The 19141-nt window shown below is 60.7% G+C and carries 16 protein-coding genes; 6 read left to right on the top strand and 10 right to left on the bottom strand.

The window, feature by feature from the left end:
- Positions 1-90: 90 nt before the first annotated feature.
- Together KGB24_RS18100 and pcsA are read right to left on the bottom strand one after the other, a co-directional pair.
- Positions 91-477 (bottom strand): DUF488 domain-containing protein, encoded by a 387-nt coding sequence (locus tag KGB24_RS18100; protein ID WP_223415725.1) that lies wholly within the window; start codon positions 475-477, stop codon positions 91-93.
- A gap of 3 nt (positions 478-480) precedes the next feature.
- Positions 481-1203, bottom strand: a complete 723-nt coding sequence (gene pcsA / locus KGB24_RS18095) for a phosphatidylcholine synthase (protein ID WP_008028178.1) — start codon at positions 1201-1203, stop codon at positions 481-483.
- A 1100-nt stretch (positions 1204-2303) separates the two neighbouring features.
- On the opposite strand from pcsA, the gene KGB24_RS18090 reads away from it, so the two are divergent.
- A complete protein-coding gene (locus tag KGB24_RS18090) occupies positions 2304-3014 on the top strand; it encodes a tellurite resistance TerB family protein (protein ID WP_223415726.1) in 711 nt (236 codons plus the stop codon).
- 75 nt (positions 3015-3089) lie between these two features.
- Here the strand turns inward: KGB24_RS18090 and KGB24_RS18085 are convergent, their stop codons facing one another.
- From KGB24_RS18085 to KGB24_RS18055, 7 genes are all read right to left on the bottom strand, one after another.
- A complete protein-coding gene (locus KGB24_RS18085; protein WP_008034751.1) occupies positions 3090-3542 on the bottom strand; it encodes a cupin domain-containing protein in 453 nt (150 codons plus the stop codon).
- 259 nt (positions 3543-3801) lie between these two features.
- On the bottom strand, positions 3802-4080 hold the full coding sequence (locus KGB24_RS18080; RefSeq protein WP_008034753.1) for a DUF3303 domain-containing protein: 279 nt from the start codon (positions 4078-4080) through the stop codon (positions 3802-3804).
- A 205-nt stretch (positions 4081-4285) separates the two neighbouring features.
- The gene (locus KGB24_RS18075) at positions 4286-4687 is read right to left on the bottom strand and encodes a hypothetical protein (RefSeq protein ID WP_032829188.1); all 402 of its coding nucleotides are present in this window, start codon (positions 4685-4687) and stop codon (positions 4286-4288) included.
- A 1012-nt stretch (positions 4688-5699) separates the two neighbouring features.
- Entirely contained in the window at positions 5700-6695 is a 996-nt protein-coding gene (locus KGB24_RS18070; protein ID WP_008043336.1) for a YbhN family protein, read from the bottom strand.
- On the bottom strand, positions 6692-7468 hold the full coding sequence (locus KGB24_RS18065; protein WP_223415665.1) for a DUF2334 domain-containing protein: 777 nt from the start codon (positions 7466-7468) through the stop codon (positions 6692-6694). Before KGB24_RS18065 ends, KGB24_RS18070 begins: the two co-directional genes overlap by 4 nt.
- A complete protein-coding gene (locus tag KGB24_RS18060; RefSeq protein WP_223415664.1) occupies positions 7461-8582 on the bottom strand; it encodes a glycosyltransferase family 4 protein in 1122 nt (373 codons plus the stop codon). Before KGB24_RS18060 ends, KGB24_RS18065 begins: the two co-directional genes overlap by 8 nt.
- Positions 8583-8772: 190 nt before the next feature.
- Complete coding sequence (locus tag KGB24_RS18055) at positions 8773-10662, bottom strand: methyl-accepting chemotaxis protein (RefSeq protein WP_008029266.1); 1890 nt, start codon at positions 10660-10662, stop codon at positions 8773-8775.
- Between the two features lie 174 nt (positions 10663-10836).
- Between KGB24_RS18055 and KGB24_RS18050 the strand changes: the two genes are divergently transcribed.
- On the top strand, positions 10837-12324 hold the full coding sequence (locus KGB24_RS18050) for a helicase HerA-like domain-containing protein (RefSeq protein ID WP_223415663.1): 1488 nt from the start codon (positions 10837-10839) through the stop codon (positions 12322-12324).
- A 105-nt stretch (positions 12325-12429) separates the two neighbouring features.
- Here KGB24_RS18050 and KGB24_RS18045 read toward each other — a convergent pair whose 3' ends face one another.
- On the bottom strand, positions 12430-12885 hold the full coding sequence (locus tag KGB24_RS18045) for a DUF721 domain-containing protein (RefSeq protein WP_008029261.1): 456 nt from the start codon (positions 12883-12885) through the stop codon (positions 12430-12432).
- Between the two features lie 307 nt (positions 12886-13192).
- Here KGB24_RS18045 and secA point away from each other — a divergent pair, with 307 nt between their 5' ends.
- From secA to KGB24_RS18025, 4 genes are all read left to right on the top strand, one after another.
- The gene (secA, locus tag KGB24_RS18040; protein WP_223415662.1) at positions 13193-15928 is read left to right on the top strand and encodes a preprotein translocase subunit SecA; all 2736 of its coding nucleotides are present in this window, start codon (positions 13193-13195) and stop codon (positions 15926-15928) included.
- A gap of 122 nt (positions 15929-16050) precedes the next feature.
- The gene (gene argJ / locus KGB24_RS18035; protein WP_008029257.1) at positions 16051-17268 is read left to right on the top strand and encodes a bifunctional glutamate N-acetyltransferase/amino-acid acetyltransferase ArgJ; all 1218 of its coding nucleotides are present in this window, start codon (positions 16051-16053) and stop codon (positions 17266-17268) included.
- Between the two features lie 222 nt (positions 17269-17490).
- Positions 17491-18123 carry a glutathione S-transferase family protein gene (locus KGB24_RS18030; protein ID WP_223415661.1) on the top strand — a complete coding sequence of 211 codons (633 nt, stop codon included), beginning with the start codon at positions 17491-17493 and terminating at the stop codon, positions 18121-18123.
- On the top strand, positions 18120-19070 hold the full coding sequence (locus KGB24_RS18025) for a Nudix family hydrolase (protein WP_223415660.1): 951 nt from the start codon (positions 18120-18122) through the stop codon (positions 19068-19070). Before KGB24_RS18030 ends, KGB24_RS18025 begins: the two co-directional genes overlap by 4 nt.
- Positions 19071-19141: the final 71 nt, after the last annotated feature.

Here is a 19141-nt window from a genome sequence, read left to right as displayed (position 1 = left end):
GCGGTGGGTCAATCGACACATCTGTCGCCTGAAAGGACGCCATCGCCAGCAAGCCGGCTCCTACAGGGGGGAATTGTGGGGGGATGGGATTTAAATAATCTTGGCGCCGCGTGCCTGCAACAGCTCGCGCAGCACGGAGCGATGGCAGTGCGCTTCATCTTCGCAATAGCAGCCGACGGCCAGCGAGGTGTGATGGGAGAGGGCTGCCAACAGATCCAGCAACTGGCTGGGCGCAGACTGATTCATTTCAGCCTTGAACTTGCGCTTGAAGCCTTCCCAGGTTTTTTCATCTGTCGCCGCCTTGGCTTCGGCGACTAATTCAGCACTGGGCGACAGCAGTGGTTGCCACACATCATAAAAATCCCGGCGGGCAAACTCAGCCTTCGGTACGCCACGAGGCGGGCGGCGTACGGTGCCTAACCGAAGGCCTTCATCGGGCAGGCGCGGTGAGCCGAGTCGTACGATATGAATAGGCATGGCTTATGGGTGCCGCGAGCCGTCAAACCATTCCATCGCCGTGCGCCAGATGCAAATCCCCAGGAAATAGGCCGACATCAGCAACCAGAGCCCCATGACCATCGGGTTGATCACCGGATGGTTGATCACCAGCGACAAGCTGCACAGCAACCAGATGGCCGTCACAGCGATGTTGATCGGCATGAACCGGCGCACGCGAAACGGGTGCAGGAATTTCATCCGGGTCACGGTCAGCAACGCCAGGCCGATGACGGTGAGCAGGGTGATCCACGGCGACGGGGCGATGATGTACAGGCACAGCGCAACCACGTTCCACGCGGCGGGGAAGCCCTGGAAGTAGTTGTCTTTGCTTTTCATGTTGACGTTGCAGAAGCAGAACAGCGACGAGACCAGAATCAGTGACACGGTCAGCAGCAGGGTGTAGTCCGGCAACGGGATGTAACGATAGATAAACAGTGCCGGGATAAACACGTACGTCAGGTAGTCGATGACGAGGTCAAGGATCGAGCCGTCGAAGCTTGGCAACACTGACTGCACATTGACCTTGCGCGCCAGTGCGCCGTCGAGCCCGTCGACGATCAGTGCGACGCCCAGCCACAGCAGGCAATTGGTGGGCTGGTTTTCCAGCAGGGCGAGGGTGGCGAGGAAGGCTGTGACTACGCCAGTGGCGGTAAAACCATGGGCGCCCCATGCTTTGAGCCTGGCGATGTGTAGGGTGGATATCACGGGGGCGTTCTCCAGAAAGTGAAGCAAGCCAGTCATCACCCTCGTTGATCGGGGGCGGTGGCGAACCGGGTCGGGTTGCAGGTATCGACCGGAAATCCGGGAATAAGGTTCACCGTCTGTAAATCTTAGCTGGGTCGTCAAAAAATACTGTGGTGTTGGGGATGAAATCCTTCACCAAGGGGAATGTCGCTGTCGGACTGCGCTTGCGTCCATTTCAGGGGGGGCTGACCTGATTTTGTGGATGTACCCGGAACCCTTGTGGGAGTGAGCCTGCTCGCGATGGCTGTGTATCAGGCGGCTATTTTTTTTGAGGGTGTACATATCCATTCCTGCGGTAACGGCGGCTATTGGTTTCGCTCTTACAGCGAGTCCCTTTTTCAAACGCCAAAAAGGAACCAAAAGGCTTTGCCCCTGACGTACGGTGGCTCACCAAGGCTCGCCATGCCCTCGCTCCGGTCCTGCTCCGTGGGCCCGCCGCCATCGGCCATCCCTGGCCGGGGGCGGCTAACCCGGCATCCATGCCGGGTTGCCCACTGCGCAGAACCTGCGCTCGGCCTTCCGACGGGGCAGATCAAAAGCCAAAGCCAAAGCCAAAGCCAAAGCAAAAACGAGGCGGCCTGCCAGCCGGCCTGGCTCTTTGCTCGTACGCACACTTGCGCGCTGTGGTGGCCGCATAAATTCTGACATTTACGCACTCCCCCTGTAGGAGCCGGCTTGCTGGCGATGGCGTCCTTCCAGCCGACCTTTCACTCACGAATGTCCGCAACCCCCTGTAGGAGCTGGCTTGCCGGCGATAGCGTTCGTGTAGCCAATCAACAGGTGACTGACCCTCCGCCATCGCCAGCAAGCCGGCTCCTACAGGGAATCGCGTACGCTTTTGATTTTCGCCACTCATCAGGCCGAGCGTTAGCTCACCTTCTGCTTTTCGAAAGTGACTCGCCGTAAGGGCGAAACCGCCAGCCGCCATCACCAAAACAATGGATATACCCCCAAACGCTTGAACACCAAAGGCAGCGAAGTCAGCCAAACGGTAATGGCGCAACGGCGTACGAGGACTATCGTTGCCTGACTGGATAACTCCAACCGATGAGGACGTCGTCATGAACACCAGCGATTTGCTCGAACAACTCTTGCGAGCCGGCCAGGGCTCGATGACGCAGCAAGGTGGCATGGGTGGCATGGGTGGCGGTCTTGGCGGGTTACTCGGTGGCCTGTTGGGCGGCGGTGGCGGTGGCGGTGCAAACGCCGGGTTGGGCGGTTTGCTCGGGGGCTTGCTGGGCGGCGGTTCGGCCATGGGCGGCGCGACCCAGCCTCGCTCGGGTGGGGGCACCAACTACGCGGCGTTGGCGTCCCTGGGGATGATGGCTTTTCAGGCGTATCAGGCCTGGCAAAGCAGTCAGGCGGCCGCGCCGCAACAGGCGCCGCGCACCGTGGATCTGCTCTCCGGCCCGGAAGTCGAGGACCACAGCCACGCGGTCCTGCGCGCATTGATCGCGGCGGCGAAGGCCGATGGCCGGATCGACGCCGCCGAGAAACAAATGATCAGCACTGAAATCGGCCGCCACACCGATGACCCGGAATTGCAGCAATGGCTGGATGATGAAGTCGCCCGGCCGCTGGATCCCGCGGATGTGGCGCAATCGGCGACGGACCCGGCGATGGCGGCGGAGATGTACCTGGCCAGCGTGATGCTGGTGGACGATCAGCAAGACGCCGAGCGCAGCTACCTGGATGAACTGGCGGCGGCGTTGCAGATAGATCCGCAGTTGCAGGTGCATCTGGAGCAGCAGGCCAAGGGTGGCGCGGTTTGACTGATAGCTTTTTGTAGGAGCCAGGCTTGCCGGCGAAGGCGTACTGACAGGCCCCTTCGCCGGCAAGCCTGGCTCCTACAGAGGCTGCGGTGATTTCGGAATCAGAAACGTAACCCCGTGCGCTTCGGCAATCTCCAGGATTCGCGGCAAATCCTCCGGCACCCTCAGCCGGTCCACCGCCGTAAAAAACTGGCCGCCGCGTGGATCGGACACCACGCCAATCATCCTCGCGGTCGCGCTGATGTTCTTGTAGGCATGGATCGACCCACCGGGAATATGCACGTAGCCGCCGGCAGAAACAGTGGTGGACTTGCCCTCGACCGTCACTTCGACCTGCCCGTCGGTAACGTAGAAAGCCTCGTCCCATGGATGGAAATGCAGCGGCGGCCCGCCCCCTTGCACGCCTTCCTGAATGTGCATTTCAAAGGGTTTGCTCAGATCGCCGCCAGCGAGAACCGTGATCGCCTCACCCACCACATTGACCGGCCCCGGGGTTTTTTCGGGGGTGATGACGTGAACCGTTCGCATGATTGCTCTCCGGAGGATGTGTCCACTCCCGCTGAGTATATTCACTTGCCAGCGTGCCCAGTGCCCGGCCATCTGCCCGTCTGTCAGGGCAGTTTCAACCCCGATTGAATTTTTCTCCCGGCGTATCGCTCTGCTGCTCAGGCAATCACTGCCGAGATGCGGCGGCGGGTGGGAGTGAAGACGTAGCAGGATCTAAAGCCTGACGCTGACAGAGCGCCTGCGTCGTGGCGGCGAGCACGACTCGCCGCCACGACGATGATTACTTGCTGACAGCCGCCGCCAGCAGAGGCCCAGCCTGCTCATCGGTGAGTGCCGCATGAACCTCCATGCTCATCAGGTCACTCCATTGCAGCACCCATTTTTGAATCTGTACGGCATCGTCGGTTTCCGCGATGCCAAAACCGCTCGAGCCACCGACGGCATGCCAGCGCCCGAGCATCTTGACGCCGGGGGGCGGGGCACCTTGGGTTTCGAGAAAGCGCTTGATCACGCTGTTGCGGTTTTGCGGACTGATTGACCAACTGACCATGAATAACATCTGCCACCTCCTGATAGGGATTGGCACCTGTTGCTCTTCGCGCACCTGGCTGGCGCCGGGACCACGGTCACGCCTGTTTCCCGCTTCATCCTGACGGGCTTGAATGTCTTTCTCCCTTTGAGAAGGCATAGCAGCGCGCCGGGATTCGCGTACGACCGCTGATCCTCTTTCGTGGCATTCGGGATTGTTCGGGGGCATTCAGCCGTCAAGCGTCGCGCAGCAGGTCGTTGGCGTTGAGCAGTTCGTAGGCGATTTCCGGACGTTTCTCCAGCCCGCGACGAATCGCGGCCGGGATCGCCTGGCGGGTTTTGCGGCACAGCCCCGGCAATTCGCCGATGGAGATGGCGATGCCGCGCATGGTGCGGACTTCGTTGAAGCCGGGGGCGATTTCGACCCGGATGCCCAGTTGTTCGAACATCCGCTGTTGCAGCCGTTCGAGGTCGCTCAGGCTCTGGAGGTTTTCCAGGCGGTCGAGCAGGCGTTTTTCCTCGGTGCGGGTCAGGAACAGGATGCGCAGGTCCGCGCCCGCTTTTTCCAGCAGCGGTTCACGCTCGCAGTTGCAGGCACCGGGCGGGCAGGGTTGGCGGATCGGCATCGATGTGGTCATAGGGTTCAATCATAGAGCGCCCTTTGTGTGTTTGCCCATATGCCCCGACTCTTGCGGATGTACCCGGTCCCTGTAGGAGCTGGCTTGCCGGCGATAGCGGTCTATCCGGCGACTATTTTCTTTCAGGTGTACATATCCATTTCTGCGGTTATGGCCGCTATTGGTTTCGCCCTTACGGCGAGTCACTTGGAAAAGCCCCAAGTAACCAAGGGCTCTTGCCCCTTTCGTTCGGTGGCTCGCTCCGGTCCTGCTCCGTGGGCCCGCCGCGATCGGCCATCCATGGCCGTGCGCGGCTAACCCGGCATCCATGCCGGGTTGCCCACTACGCAGAACCTCCACTCGGCCTCTCGAGGGGGCGTGTACCTCAAGATCAAAAGCTGAAGGCGAGCTAACGCTCGGCCTGATGAGTGGTGAAAATCAAAAGCGTACGTGCCCCCTGTAGGAGCCGGCTTGCCGGCGAAAAACGTCTAGGCGACGCGTTCATTCAGGCAGCCCGCGTTATCGTTGGCGCCCATCGCCAGCAAGCTGGCTCCTACAAGGGAAATGCATATGCATTTGGATAAATACGATCGACTGTAGGAGCCGGCTTGCCGGCGAAAAACGTCTGGGCAACGCGTTCATTCAGACAGCCCGCGTTATCGTTGACGTCCATCGCCAGCAAGCTGGCTCCTACAGGGGGAATGCGTACGAGCAAAGAAACAGGTCGGCTGGCAGGCCGCCTCGCTTTGGCTTTTGATCTTGATCTGCCCCGTCGGAAGGCCGAGTGGAGGTTCTGCGCAGTGGGCAACCCGGCATGGATGCCGGGTTAGCCGCCCCCGGCCATGGATGGCCGATGGCGGCGGGCCCACGGAGCAGGACCGGAGCGAGGGCATGGCGAGCCTTAGCGAGCCACCGAACGAAAGGGGCAAGAGCCCTTTGGTTACTTTGGGGCTTTTCCAAAGTGACTCGCCGTAAGGGCGAAACCAATAGCCACCGTAACCAAAAAACGGATATGTACACCATCAAAAAAGCCCTAAGCCTGCCTAAACCTCATCAACTTCTTCAACAAAGGCCGCCCAACCATCAACAAAAAAACCGGCCCCCCCACCACCAGATAAAAGTAATAAGTCACCGCCCGCCAAATCAAAATCGCCGCCGCCGCAGTGGATTTCCCCACCATGGGCGCCAGCAATGCAGCCGAGGTCAATTCCGCCGCCCCGGCGCCTCCCGGCAACAGGCTGAACTGCCCCGCACTCAGCGAAAGCATCTGAATCAAAAAGCTCCAGGCCCACTGCAAGTCCGCGCCGAGCCCGCGCAACGCCAGGTACAACACGCTATAGCGCAGCACCCAATGCACACAGGTCAGGGCAAACACCTTGATCAATGTCCGAAAGGGCAACTTCAGCGTGTCAGTGAACGCCGCAAGAAAGTGCAGGAGTTTTCGCGCCCAGCGCAGGCGCGTGGTGCCTTTGACATTGAGGCGTGCGAGCAGCCGCCCGCTCAGGCGAATCAGCAGCCGATGGTAGCGCGCGATCACCACACAACTGAGCAGCCCGCCGAACATCGATATCGCACTGACGGTCAGTAGCCACTCCATGCGTTCGCTGAGGTGCTGGAACAGCGCATAAATCAGAATCCCGCTTAACGCGCAGAGAAAGAACAGCAGATCGCTGAGTTGGTCCATGGCGAAAACCGCGCTGCCCCGTGCCGGCCTCACCCCGTTGCGCGCCAGCAGCGCCATGATGGTCAGCGGTCCGCCGCTGCCGCCCGGTGTGGCGCAGTAGGCGAACTCGGCAGCCATCACCACGCCGAGGCTTTTGACCGGGCTGACCTTGTCGCGCTCATCGCCCAGCAACAGGCGCAAACGCATCGTGTTCACCACCCAGCACAGCAGGATCATGCCGAACATGATCAGCAACCAGCTCAGTGGAAAGCTTTGCAATCGCGACCAGGTCTGGTTGCCACCCAGCAGCAGCGGAATCAGCACCGCCGCGAGCAGCGCGACAAACAGCAGAATCCCCCGGCTCATGCGGCGCGACCGACACGGTCGCTGTGCAGCGCCAGCCAACGAGCCTTGGTCATCGGCATGCGGCCTTGGTCGAGTAATCGCTTGAGGGTGTGCAGCCAGTAATCGCGCGCGAACCGATGACGCATGTCCACCGGGTGCAGGCCTAGACGAATTACCGGCGCCTGGCGCAAGCGTTGTTCGCGCTGATCGCTGACGATCTTCGACAAACCTCGCCGCCATGCGCTGCGCGCACTCCAGACCAGTCCCGGCGCATCGACCGGGGTGAAATCCGGCAGACGAAAAAGATGCTGTGGATCGCTGGTGTAACTCAGGGGTAACTGGCGCAAGGCCCGGCGCGTACCTTCGCTCATCAACCAGGCCGGAGCGACGAACCCTTCGAGCGGCCAGTGATAGCGATGAAACAGCTCGATACCTGCGCGCAGACGCGCGAGGGCCGCGTCCTGCGACAGCGTGTAGAACTCGCCTTCACGGGTATAAATGCGGCGCATGAACCAGTCTCGTGGCGTGTTGGGCGGCGGCTCGTCATCACAATGAAAATAGCCGTGCAGCGCCAGTTCGTCACCTCGGGCGACACGACCGGTCAGCAGGCGGCGCAACCCCGGGTGTGCCTCCAGATCGTTGTGTCTGTGGTAATCCGGCACCACCAGCCAGGTCATCGGCACTTTGCCCAAGTTGTCGACGGCTTCGACAAAAGGTTGGTAATCGGCCCAGGTGTGCGGCGCGACGTCATGCAGCACGAGTAACAGGCAGGGCGCGGTCATGGACTCAACCATTGGCGGCCAGCGGCCATTGATTGCCGAGGACGGCGTGATAGTGGCCCAACAGGCTGTCGACCACCGTGTCCCACGAGTATTCCCGTTCGACATGGAGGCGCGCTTGTTGGCCGAACGCGGCACTGCCTGAACTGAACAGCTCCCGCACCGCATTGGCCATCGCCACCGGGTCGTTCGGCGCGCACAGCAGCCCGCATTCTGCGCTGATGATTTCTTCAAAGGCTCCCGCCGCCACGGCTACCACCGGAATGCCGCTGGCCATGGCTTCGAGGATCACCAGGCCAAACGTTTCCTGATCTCCGGCATGCAGCAGCGCATCGGCGCTGGCCATCAACTTCGCCACCTGCGTGACGGGGCAGAACTCATGGATGACGGTGACGTTGTCCGGGACCACGACCGGCATCGACGACCCCACCAGCAACAGGTGATAACGCCGTCCCAGGCGCCGCATGCATTCCAGCAACACCGGCAGGTTTTTTTCCTTGGAACCACGCCCGGCAAAAATCAGCAGGTGCGTGTTTTCATTGATGCCCAGTTGCGTGCGCAGGCTTGGATCCCGGGCATCGGGATGAAAGGTTTGCAGGTCGACGCCCAGGGTTTGGACGAAAACGTTGTTCACGCCCAGGCTGGTCAGTTTGTCGGCCATGATCCGGCTCGGCGCCAAGACCCGGTCGAAGTTGCCGTAGAGCTTTTTGACATACGCTTCGACGTTGGTTGTGACCCAATTGCCCATGCGATTGCTGACCAGCAGCGGCAAGTCCGAGTGATAGAAGCCGATCACTGGCACGTCGAGTTGGCGGCGGGCGTCGAGCGCCGCCCAGGCTGTGAGGTACGGGTCGCCGACCTCGATCAGATCGGGCTGCAAATCCTGCAGGACATTTCGCCAAGGGGCGAGACGGAGAGGGAAACGATAACCCTTGCCGAAGGGCAGGGCAGGGGCCGGAACCGTGTAAACGCCGTCCTGTTCACTCAAGTGTGAGCCGGGGATCAGCAGGCTGTGGCGAATGCCGGGCTTGACGCCCAGACGACGGTGTTTTGCATCCAGATACGTGCGCACGCCACCGCTGGCAGGGGCGTAGAACATGGTTATGTCCGCGATGTGCACGATGAACATCCCTCCGGTCCGTTGTACTCCCTTGGTTGACCTTAATGAAGAATAGATGTTCGGCTGGGGTTTTGTGGTGGGGTGTCAGCGAGTTATGCAGTGGTTGGCAGGACGCCATCGCCGGCAAGCCGGCTCCTACAAGGGCGACGCTGATCCCTGTAGGAGCTGGCTTGCCAGCGATGAGGCCTTCAGACGCGCATTAGATCCGGAAACTACCGACCAACTGCTTGAGACGCGCCGCCTGCTGTTCCAGGTCCGAACACGCCCGCAACGTCGATTGCAGGTTTTCCACCCCTTCCTGGTTGAGCGTATTGATCTCGGTAATGTCGACGTTGATCGATTCCACCACCGCCGTTTGTTCCTCGGTCGCCGTCGCCACGGACTGGTTCATCCCGTCGATTTCACCAATGCGCAACGTCACGCTGTTCAGGCGTTCGCCCGCCAGGTTGGCGATTTCCACGCTGTCCTGACTGTGGCGCTGGCTGTCGCTCATGGTGCTGACGGATTCGCGGGCGCCGATTTGCAGCTCCTCGATCATGGTCTGCACCTGCTGCGCCGACTCCTGGGTGCGATGCGCCAGGTTGCGCACTTCATCGGCCACCACGGCAAAACCACGCCCGGCTTCACCGGCTCGGGCAGCTTCGATCGCGGCGTTCAGCGCCAGCAGGTTGGTTTGCTGGGAAATGCTGGTGATCACTTCGAGAATCTGCCCGATGTTCACCGTTTTGCTGTTCAGCGATTCGATGTTGGTGCTCGAAGCGCTGAGCATGCTCGACAGTTGGTTCATCGCGACAATGCTGCGATCCACCACCTGTTGGCCGTCTTCGGCGAGGTTTCGGGCATCGCTGGCCTGGCTCGACGCCTGGGCTGCATTGCGCGCGATTTCCTGGGCTGCGGCACCGAGCTGATTGATCGCGGCGGCGACGCTGCTGGTGCGCGAAGCTTGCTGGTCGGAGTTGTACATCGACGAGTTGGAAGCCGCGACTACACGCAGTGCCACTTCGTTGACCTGACCGGTGGCCGAAGACACTTCGCGGATCGAACCGTGAATGCGCTCCACGAAACGGTTGAACGCGGTGCCCAGGAGGCCGAATTCATCGTTGTTCTGAATCGTCAGGCGTTTGGTCAGGTCGCCCTCACCGTCGGCAATGTCGGCCATGGCGCGGGTCATGACGTGCAGCGGCTGGATCAGGATGCGGATCAGCATGCCCAGCAAGGCAATGATGATCGCAACTGCGATGACGGTCGCAACGACCGCCGAGGCGCGGAAATCGCTGAGTTTCGCGAAGGCTTTGTCCTTATCCACCGACAGACCGATGTACCAGTTGACGGAAGACAGGCCTTTGATCGGGGTGAAAGTGACGATGCGGGTTTTGCCATCGACTTCCACTTCACTGAAATCGCTGCTGATGCGCGGTGTATTTTTCGGGTACGACTCAGCCAGGGATTTCATCACCAGCGCTTTGTCCGGGTGCACCAGGATCTTGCCGTCGGCGCTGATCAGGAACGCATAACCCATGCCATCGAAGTCCAGCGCATTCAGGCTGTCGGCGATCACTTGCAGGCTCAGGTCACCACCGACCACACCGATGTTTTGACCGTCCTTGAGCACACTGTTGACGATGGAGATGACCAGTTGGCCAGAGGCCAGATCGATGTAGGGTTCGGTCAGCGCCGAGCCACTGGTGCTTTGGGCGCTTTTGTACCAAGGACGGGCGCGCGGGTCATAGCCATCCGGCATTTTGCTGTCCGGGCGGATGATGAAGGTGCCATCCTTGTTGCCAATGTAAGCGCCCATGAAGGTCGACGTCACCGCCTTCTGCTCCAGCAGCTTGGTGACGTTGCCGATGTCCGGGTTCAGCGCGGCGTTTTGTGCGAGGTTTTCGATCAGCAGACTGCGCCCGGTCAGCCAGGTCTGGATATTGTTGGCAGTCACGCTGCCCATTTTTTGCAGATTCTTGTCCAGGTCCTCACGAATGGCGTTGCGCTGTAGATAGTCGTTGTACAGGGTGAACGAGGCGAACGCGGCAATGACGATGAGGGCGGCGGCAAGCAGGATTTTATGGCTGAAGCGCAGATTTTTGTTCATGGCTTGGGGTTCCGCTAAGGTCTTAATGCCCAAGGCGTGCTTTTATAAGGAAGCGCGCAGTGGGCGGTCATGAAAACAAGCTGATATTTCCGTCCTCTCCTTGGGGGGATTACCGAAGCTTTTCAGTCTTTTATATCGGCCGTGCAGAATTAAAGATTAACCATGGGTGACCAAATGCCTGATTCATCGCAACTCGTTATCGGTGCCGATCTCGCGGGGCAACCGATCGCCCAGGCCATGCGCCTGGCGAACCGTCACGGTCTGGTCGCGGGCGCTACCGGGACCGGCAAGACCGTCACCTTGCAACGACTGGCCGAAGCGTTCAGCGATGCCGGCGTGGCGGTGTTCGCGGCGGACATCAAAGGTGACCTCTGCGGCCTCGGCGCTGCCGGCAACCCGCAGGGCAAGATCGCCGAGCGAATCGCCGGGATGCCCTGGTTGAATCACACACCGCAGGCGTACCCGGTCACTTTGTGGGACATTCACGGCCAGTCTGGTCATCCCTTGCGCACAACCTTGAGCGAAATGGGCCCGCTGTTGATTGGTGCCCTGCTGGAGTTGACCGACAGCCAGCAATCGGCGTTGTACGCCGCGTTCAAGGTGGCGGACCGCGAAGGCCTGTTGCTGCTGGACTTGAAGGACCTGAAGGCACTGCTCAATCACCTGCGCGACCACCCCGAATTGCTGGGCGACGACGCCGCGCTGATGACCACCGGTTCCAGCCAGGCCTTGTTGCGCCGATTGGCGACCCTGGAACAACAAGGTGCTGAAGCCTTGTTCGGCGAGCCGGCGCTGCAACTCGAAGACATTCTGCAACCGACCGCCGAGGGGCGCGGGCGCATTCACTTGCTCGATGCCAGTCGTCTGGTGCACGAAGCGCCGAAGGTCTACGCGACGTTCCTGTTGTGGCTGCTGGCTGAACTGTTCGAGCAACTGCCGGAGCGCGGCGATGCCGACAAACCGCTGCTGGCGCTGTTTTTCGACGAGGCCCATTTATTGTTTGCCGATACGCCCAAGGCGTTGCAGGAGCGATTGGAGCAAGTGGTGCGGCTGATTCGCTCGAAAGGTGTGGGCGTGTATTTCGTCACCCAATCGCCGGGCGACTTACCGGATGACGTGCTGGCGCAGCTCGGCCTGCGTATCCAGCATGGTTTGCGTGCGTTCACTGCCAAGGAGCAGAAGTCCCTGCGTGCGGTAGCCGAGGGCTTCCGGCCAAACCCGGCGTTCGATGCCTTGTCGGTGCTGACCGAACTGGGGATCGGCGAGGCGCTGGTCGGCACATTGCAGGACAAAGGCACGCCGGAGATGGTCCAGCGCGTCCTGGTGGCACCGCCGCAATCACGGATCGGGCCGCTGAGCGAAACCGAGCGCACGCTGCTGATCGCCGGCTCGCCGTTCAAAGGGCGGTATGACAAACCGGTGGATCGCGAATCGGCCTATGAAGTGCTGATGGGGCGCAAAGGCCTGGCGCCGGAACCCGAAGCGGCGCCGGGCAAGGCTGCTGCGGAGGAACCGAGCTTCACCGACAAGGCTGGAGAGTTTCTCGGCACGGCGGCAGGGCAGGCGCTGAAATCGGCGATGCGACAGGCGGCCAATCAGCTTGGTCGGCAACTGGTGCGCGGTTTGATGGGGTCGTTGCTCGGCGGCAGCAAACGCCGCTAATTTCCTGACGGATGCATCCCCTCGTAGGAGCGAGGCTTGCCCGCGAAGCTTTTGGCGCCCTCAAGGGCCTCTTCGCGGGCAAGCCTCGCTCCTACAGGGGCCGTGTCAGTCTTTGGGTTTGGCGTGTGCCGCCAATCGCTCCAGCGCCGCCCGCAGGTTCGGATCGCTGATCCCCTCAGCCGTCGCTTGTATGGTCGCCCCCGCATCCGTCGACAAACTGATGGTATGCCCGGCCGCGCCTTGCTGAACGGTCGGCGGCTGCACCTTGAACAGAATCCGCGTCAGGCTGGCGAACTCATCAAACATCTGCAACTGCCGTTGCAGACGCTTCTGTTGATAACGCAGACGCGTTGCCCAATGACCGTCAGTGACAATCAGCAACAGGCTGCCTTCGCGCCACGACGCCACATGGCAATGCTCGCGCGCAGCGGGCTGCAATTGGCTTTCGAGCAGACGTTGTAAATGACCCAGGCGTTGAGCATGGCCAAAAATGGCTTTCAGCGGTTTGGCTTCGCGAAGCAGAACGGCGGGTGCTCTGGCCGTAAGAGGGCGAAATGCCATGATCAGACACCTGAAGTAACAGAGCGACCATGGTAGCAGAAAGCACTGGATGCGCCCGACCCATTGCTTTGCGCGCGCTTTACCCATTAAATCAACAAGTAACTTCTGCCGTCAGTGGCTTGAAGTTCAGCAAAAAGCCCTTATTTTAAGTGAGCCCCGTAACAGCGCAGTGCATGCATCGTGGAACAACGCCACTTTCCTCACCATCGTTTCCGGGTAGAATGCTCGTTCGCATGCGGCCATGAGGGCTGCACGGGCGACTCACGGGGCCGCCCTCCATCCCTTTAGTGTGGAAGATCCTGCCGATATGTTTGCGCCTTTGTTAAAGAAACTTTTTGGAAGCAAGAACGAGCGTGAAGTCAAACGCATGCTCAAGACGGTGCAACTCGTCAATGCCTTCGAAGAGCAAATGGTGGCCCTTTCGGACGATCAATTGCGTGCCAAGACGGATGAGTTCAAGGCCCGCATCGCCAAAGGGGAAACCCTCGACAAGCTGCTGCCAGAAGCCTTTGCGGTCGCCCGCGAAGCCGGTAAGCGCGTCATGGGTATGCGCCACTTCGATGTCCAGCTGATCGGCGGCATGACCTTGCATGAAGGCATGATCGCGGAAATGCGTACCGGTGAAGGCAAGACCCTGGTGGCCACACTGGGCGTTTACCTCAACGCGCTGTCCGGCAAAGGCGTGCACGTTGTTACCGTGAACGACTATCTGGCCCGCCGTGACGCCAACTGGATGCGTCCGCTCTACGAATTCCTCGGCATGACGGTCGGTGTGGTTACACCTTTCCAGCCGCCGGAAGAGAAACGTCAGGCCTACGCCGCCGACATCACCTACGGCACCAACAACGAATTCGGTTTCGACTACCTGCGCGACAACATGGCGTTCAGCATGGAAGAAAAATTCCAGCGCGAACTCAACTTTGCCGTGATCGACGAAGTCGACTCCATCCTCATCGACGAAGCCCGTACCCCGCTGATCATTTCCGGTCAGGCCGAGGACAGCTCGAAGCTGTACATCGAGATCAACAAACTGATCCCGCAGTTGCAATTGCACGTCGAAGAAGTCGAAGGCGAAGTCACCAAGGCCGGCCATTACACCGTCGACGAGAAGACCCGTCAGGTCGAACTCAACGAAGCCGGTCACCAGTTCATCGAAGACATGCTGACCCGAGTCGGCCTGCTGGCTGAAGGCGAGAGCCTGTATTCGGCGCATAACCTGGGCCTGCTGACCCACGTCTATGCCGGCCTGCGTGCGCACAAGCTGTTCAACCGCAACGTTGAATACATCGTGCAGGACGGTCAGGTTGTCCTGGTCGACGAACACACCGGTCGTACCATGCCGGGTCGCCGTTTGTCCGAAGGCCTGCACCAGGCCATCGAAGCCAAGGAGAACCTGAACATCCAGGCCGAAAGCCAGACGTTGGCGTCGACCACGTTCCAGAACTACTTCCGTCTGTACAACAAGTTGTCCGGCATGACCGGTACCGCAGACACCGAAGCGTTCGAATTCCACCAGATCTACGGTCTGCAGGTCATGGTGATCCCGCCGAACAAGCCTTTGGCGCGTAAAGACTACAACGACCTGGTGTTCCTGACCGCCGAAGAGAAATACGCGGCGATCATCAACGACATCAAGGAGTGCATGACTCACGGCCGTCCGGTGCTGGTGGGTACTGCAACCATCGAAACTTCCGAACACATGTCTGCGCTGCTGCAGAAGGAAGGCATCGAACACAAGGTCCTGAACGCCAAGTTCCACGAAAAAGAAGCCGAAATCATTGCCCAGGCCGGTCGTCCAGGCGCACTGACCATCGCCACCAACATGGCCGGTCGTGGTACCGACATTCTGTTGGGCGGCAACTGGGAAGTGGAAGTCGCGTCTCTGGAAGACCCGACGCCGGAGCAGATTGCCCAGATCAAGGCCGACTGGCAGAAGCGTCACCAGCAAGTGCTGGAGTCGGGTGGCTTGCAGGTGATTGCGTCCGAACGTCACGAATCGCGCCGTATCGACAACCAGTTGCGTGGTCGTGCCGGTCGTCAGGGTGACGCCGGTTCCAGCCGTTTCTACCTGTCGCTGGAAGACAGCCTGATGCGCATCTTTGCCTCTGACCGGGTGAAGAACTTCATGAAAGCATTGGGCATGCAGTCCGGTGAAGCGATCGAGCACCGCATGGTGACCAACGCCATCGAGAAGGCTCAGCGCAAGGTTGAAGGCCGTAACTTCGACATTCGTAAACAACTGCTCGAGTTCGACGACGTCAACAACGAACAGCGTAAAGTGATCTATCACATGCGCAACACGTTGCTGGCCGCCGACAACATCGGTGAAACCATCGCCGACTTCCGTCAGGACGTACTCAACGCGACCGTCAGCGCTCACATTCCACCGCAATCGCTGCCTGAGCAGTGGGACGTGGCGGGTCTGGAAGCGGCGTTGCAGAGCGACTTCGGTGTGGCGCTGCCGATCCAGCAATGGCTCGACGAAGACGATCACCTGTACGAAGAAACCCTGCGCGAGAAGCTGATGCAGGAGCTCATCGCGGCGTACAACGAGAAAGAAGACCAGGCGGGCGCCGACGCGCTGCGCACCTTCGAGAAGCAAATCGTTCTGCGCGTGCTGGACGACCTGTGGAAAGACCACCTGTCGACCATGGATCACCTGCGTCACGGCATCCATTTGCGTGGCTATGCGCAGAAGAACCCGAAGCAAGAGTACAAGCGCGAGTCGTTCACGCTGTTCTCCGAGCTGCTGGATTCGATCAAGCGCGACTCGATCCGTGTGCTGTCGCACGTTCAGGTTCGCCGCGAAGACCCGATCGAAGAAGAGCAACGCCTGCGCCAGGAAGCCGAAGCACTGGCGGCGCGCATGCAGTTCGAGCACGCTGAAGCACCTGGTCTCGAGCAACCGGAGCTGCTGGGTGAAGAGGTCGATGTAGCCCTCGCCGTAGCGCCGGTACGCAACGAACAGAAGCTGGGCCGCAACGAACTGTGCTACTGCGGTTCGGGCAAGAAGTTCAAGCATTGCCACGGGCAGATCCAGTAAAACCCGTTTCATACGCTGAAATACCCGCGCCGCGACCGGCATCAGCCGTCGCGGCGTTTTGCCATTTACACCACCGTTCTTCCTGAAAGCGGTGCAGACATCATTTATTAAGGAGCGCATTCATGGCTGTTGGTCTTGGTCCTTTGCCAACGTTGCACCCGGTTGCCGGTTTTGAACTCGGTATCGCCTCGGCCGGCATCAAGCGTCCTGGACGCAAGGATGTCGTGGTCATGCGCTGCGCCGAAGGTTCCACCGTGGCAGGCGTGTTTACCCTGAACGCCTTTTGCGCCGCTCCGGTGATCCTGGCCAAGCAGCGTGTGCAAGGTCCGGTGCGTTACCTGCTGACCAACACCGGCAACGCCAACGCCGGCACCGGCGAACCGGGTCTGGCGGCCGCCGAGCGCACCTGCGCGAAACTGGCTGAGCTGACTGGCGTCGATGCCAGCCTGGTGCTGCCGTACTCCACCGGTGTGATCGGCGAACCGCTGCCGGTCGAGAAAATCGAAGGCGCGCTGCAAGCCGCTCTCGACGACCTGTCGGTGAACAACTGGGAAGCTGCCGCCACCGGCATCATGACCACCGATACCCTGCCGAAGGGCGCCAGCCGCCAGTTCCAGCATGACGGCGTGACCATCACCGTTACCGGCATCAGCAAAGGCGCGGGCATGATCCGTCCGAACATGGCAACCATGCTCGGCTACATCGCCACCGACGCCAAAGTCTCCCGCGACGTGCTGCAAAACCTGTTGCTGGACGGCGCCAACAAGTCGTTCAACCGCATCACCATCGACGGCGACACCTCGACCAACGACTGCTGCATGCTGATCGCCACCGGTCAGGCGGCACTGCCGGAAATCACCTCCGCCAGTGGTGAACTGTTCGCCAAGCTGAAACAGGCTGTGTTCGAAGTGTGCATGGACGTGGCCCAGGCCATCGTGCGTGACGGCGAAGGCGCGACCAAGTTCGTCACCGTTGAAGTCAACGGCGGCGGCAATCACCAGGAATGCCTGGACGTCGGCTACACCGTGGCGCACTCGCCGCTGATCAAGACCGCGCTGTTCGCATCCGACCCTAACTGGGGCCGCATCCTGGCTGCCGTTGGCCGTGCCGGCGTACCGAACCTGGACGTGAGCAAGATCGACGTGTTCCTCGGCGAAGTCTGCATCGCCAGCCGTGGCGCCCGCGCATCGACCTACACCGAAGCCCAGGGCGCAGCGGTGATGCAGCAGGAAGAAATCACCATCCGTATCGAACTGGGACGCGGTGACTGCAGCGAAACCATCTGGACCACGGACCTGTCCCACGAATACGTGAAGATCAACGCCGAATACCGTACCTGATTACTCTGTAGGAGCCGGCTTGCCGGCGAAGGCGTCCTCATCTGCGATTGATGTGTTGAGGCCGCTACCGCTATCGCTGGCAAGCCAGCTCCTACAGTTGACCCGGTCGGTCGCAAGATTGGCGGCTGACGAAGATCCCTGTGGGAGCGGGCTTGCCCGCGATGACGGCCGACCGGACTCCAGAGATTCTGGCTCGTCCCCTCTGACAAGAAGGCACCTAGCATGTCCTTGCACCTGATCATCGGCGACAAATTGCATTCCTCCTGGTCCCTGCGCGGCGCCCTGGCCCTTGACCTGGCCGGCGCCCCGTACACCGAAGAATTGATCAAACTGAACCAGCCGGACACTCGCGAGCAGTTGCTCAAACATTCACCGACCGCCAAAGTCCCGTTGCTGAAAACCGAGCACGGCACCATCGCCGATTCCCTGGCGATTGCCGAGTACCTGGCCGAACAATTCCCTGGCGCCGGCCTCTGGCCCAAAGACGTCGCGGCCCGCGCCCAGGCACGTTCGGCCTGTGCACAGATGCACGCCGGCTTCTTCGCCATGCGCGGCAACATGCCATTTGACCTGAGCCGCGACGCACCTTTGTCGCCGGTCCCGGCTGACGTCCAGGCGGACATCGAACGCATGTTGGCGTTGTGGGCCGAGTGCCGCGCAGCCGCGACCGAAACCGGTCCATACCTGTTTGGCCGTGCGACCCTGGCCGATGCCTTCTTCGCACCCATTGCCGTGCGCCTTCGCACCTACCAGGTGAAATTGCCGGTGGCGGACGAGGCCTACGTCGAAACGATCTACCAATGGCCAGCCTTCAAGGCCTGGCAAAAGGCGGGTCTGGAGGAGGTCGGGCAGTGAAACGAGTACACGTAGCCGCCGCGGTTATCCGCGAGAGCAGCGGCAAGATCCTTATCGCCCGGCGCGCCGACACTCAGCATCAGGGCGGTCTTTGGGAATTCCCGGGTGGCAAGGTCGAGGCCGACGAGTCCGTGGAAACTGCGCTGGCCCGTGAGCTTCATGAAGAGCTGGGGATTGTGGTCAATGCTGCGCGACCGCTGATCAAGGTCCGTCATGACTATCCGGACAAACAAGTGTTGCTGGATGTCTGGGAGGTCTCGGACTTTTCCGGTGAACCTCACGGTGCCGAAGGCCAGCCTTTGGAATGGGTGGCGCCGCGTGATCTGCCGGGCTATGAGTTTCCGGCCGCCAACCAGCCAATCGTTGCGGCGGCGCGATTGCCTTCGGCTTACCTGATTACGCCTGAAGATCTGGAAACCTCTGCGCTGCTGCGCGGTATTCAGAAAGCCATCGCCAACGGCATCAAGTTGATCCAGCTGCGGGCGCCCAACGGCTACGACCCGAAATACCGCGATCTGGCGGTGGACGCGGCCGGGCTGTGTGCCGGCAAGGCGCAGTTGATGATCAAGGGGCCGTTCGAATGGTTGGGCGACTTCCCGTCGGCCGGTTGGCACATCACCTCGGCACAGCTGCGCAAATACGCAGCGGCCGGTCGTCCGCTACCGGCGACGCGCTGGTTGGCGGCGTCCTGCCATAACGCCGAGGAACTGGCGCTGGCCGAGCAGATGGGCGTGGACTTTGTGACCCTGTCGCCGGTGCAGCCGACCCTGACGCATCCGGGGGCTCAGCCGCTGGGTTGGGAGCAGGCTGCAACGTTGATCGAAGGTTTCAGCAAGCCGGTGTTCTTGCTCGGCGGTGTTGGGCTGGCGCAAGTTGATCAGGCTTGGGCGGCAGGCGCCCAAGGTGTGGCGGGGATTCGGGCGTTCTGGCCGGATTCTTTGGTGTAGCCACTGGCCTATTCGCGGGCAAGCCTCGCTCCTACAGGGATATGCATTCTCCAGTAGGAGCGAGGCTTGCC

The sequence above is a fragment of the Pseudomonas sp. BF-RE-25 genome (genome assembly GCF_019956105.1).
Classification (GTDB): domain Bacteria; phylum Pseudomonadota; class Gammaproteobacteria; order Pseudomonadales; family Pseudomonadaceae; genus Aquipseudomonas; species Aquipseudomonas migulae.
This window is presented reverse-complemented; position numbering and strand designations above follow the sequence as displayed.

What these genes read in the sequence shown, in the direction of transcription:
- KGB24_RS18045 (WP_008029261.1), bottom strand. Translation starts at nt 12,885, where the DNA reads ATGGCATTTCGCCCTCTTACGGCCAGAGCACCCGCCGTTCTGCTTCGC.
- KGB24_RS18065 (WP_223415665.1), bottom strand. Translation starts at nt 7,468, where the DNA reads ATGGTTGAGTCCATGACCGCGCCCTGCCTGTTACTCGTGCTGCATGAC.
- KGB24_RS18070 (WP_008043336.1), bottom strand. Translation starts at nt 6,695, where the DNA reads ATGAGCCGGGGGATTCTGCTGTTTGTCGCGCTGCTCGCGGCGGTGCTG.
- KGB24_RS18060 (WP_223415664.1), bottom strand. Translation starts at nt 8,582, where the DNA reads ATGTTCATCGTGCACATCGCGGACATAACCATGTTCTACGCCCCTGCC.
- KGB24_RS18100 (WP_223415725.1), bottom strand. Translation starts at nt 477, where the DNA reads ATGCCTATTCATATCGTACGACTCGGCTCACCGCGCCTGCCCGATGAA.
- KGB24_RS18080 (WP_008034753.1), bottom strand. Translation starts at nt 4,080, where the DNA reads ATGTTATTCATGGTCAGTTGGTCAATCAGTCCGCAAAACCGCAACAGC.
- KGB24_RS18085 (WP_008034751.1), bottom strand. Translation starts at nt 3,542, where the DNA reads ATGCGAACGGTTCACGTCATCACCCCCGAAAAAACCCCGGGGCCGGTC.
- KGB24_RS18075 (WP_032829188.1), bottom strand. Translation starts at nt 4,687, where the DNA reads ATGACCACATCGATGCCGATCCGCCAACCCTGCCCGCCCGGTGCCTGC.
- argJ (WP_008029257.1), top strand. Translation starts at nt 16,051, where the DNA reads ATGGCTGTTGGTCTTGGTCCTTTGCCAACGTTGCACCCGGTTGCCGGT.
- KGB24_RS18090 (WP_223415726.1), top strand. Translation starts at nt 2,304, where the DNA reads ATGAACACCAGCGATTTGCTCGAACAACTCTTGCGAGCCGGCCAGGGC.
- KGB24_RS18030 (WP_223415661.1), top strand. Translation starts at nt 17,491, where the DNA reads ATGTCCTTGCACCTGATCATCGGCGACAAATTGCATTCCTCCTGGTCC.
- secA (WP_223415662.1), top strand. Translation starts at nt 13,193, where the DNA reads ATGTTTGCGCCTTTGTTAAAGAAACTTTTTGGAAGCAAGAACGAGCGT.
- KGB24_RS18055 (WP_008029266.1), bottom strand. Translation starts at nt 10,662, where the DNA reads ATGAACAAAAATCTGCGCTTCAGCCATAAAATCCTGCTTGCCGCCGCC.
- KGB24_RS18050 (WP_223415663.1), top strand. Translation starts at nt 10,837, where the DNA reads ATGCCTGATTCATCGCAACTCGTTATCGGTGCCGATCTCGCGGGGCAA.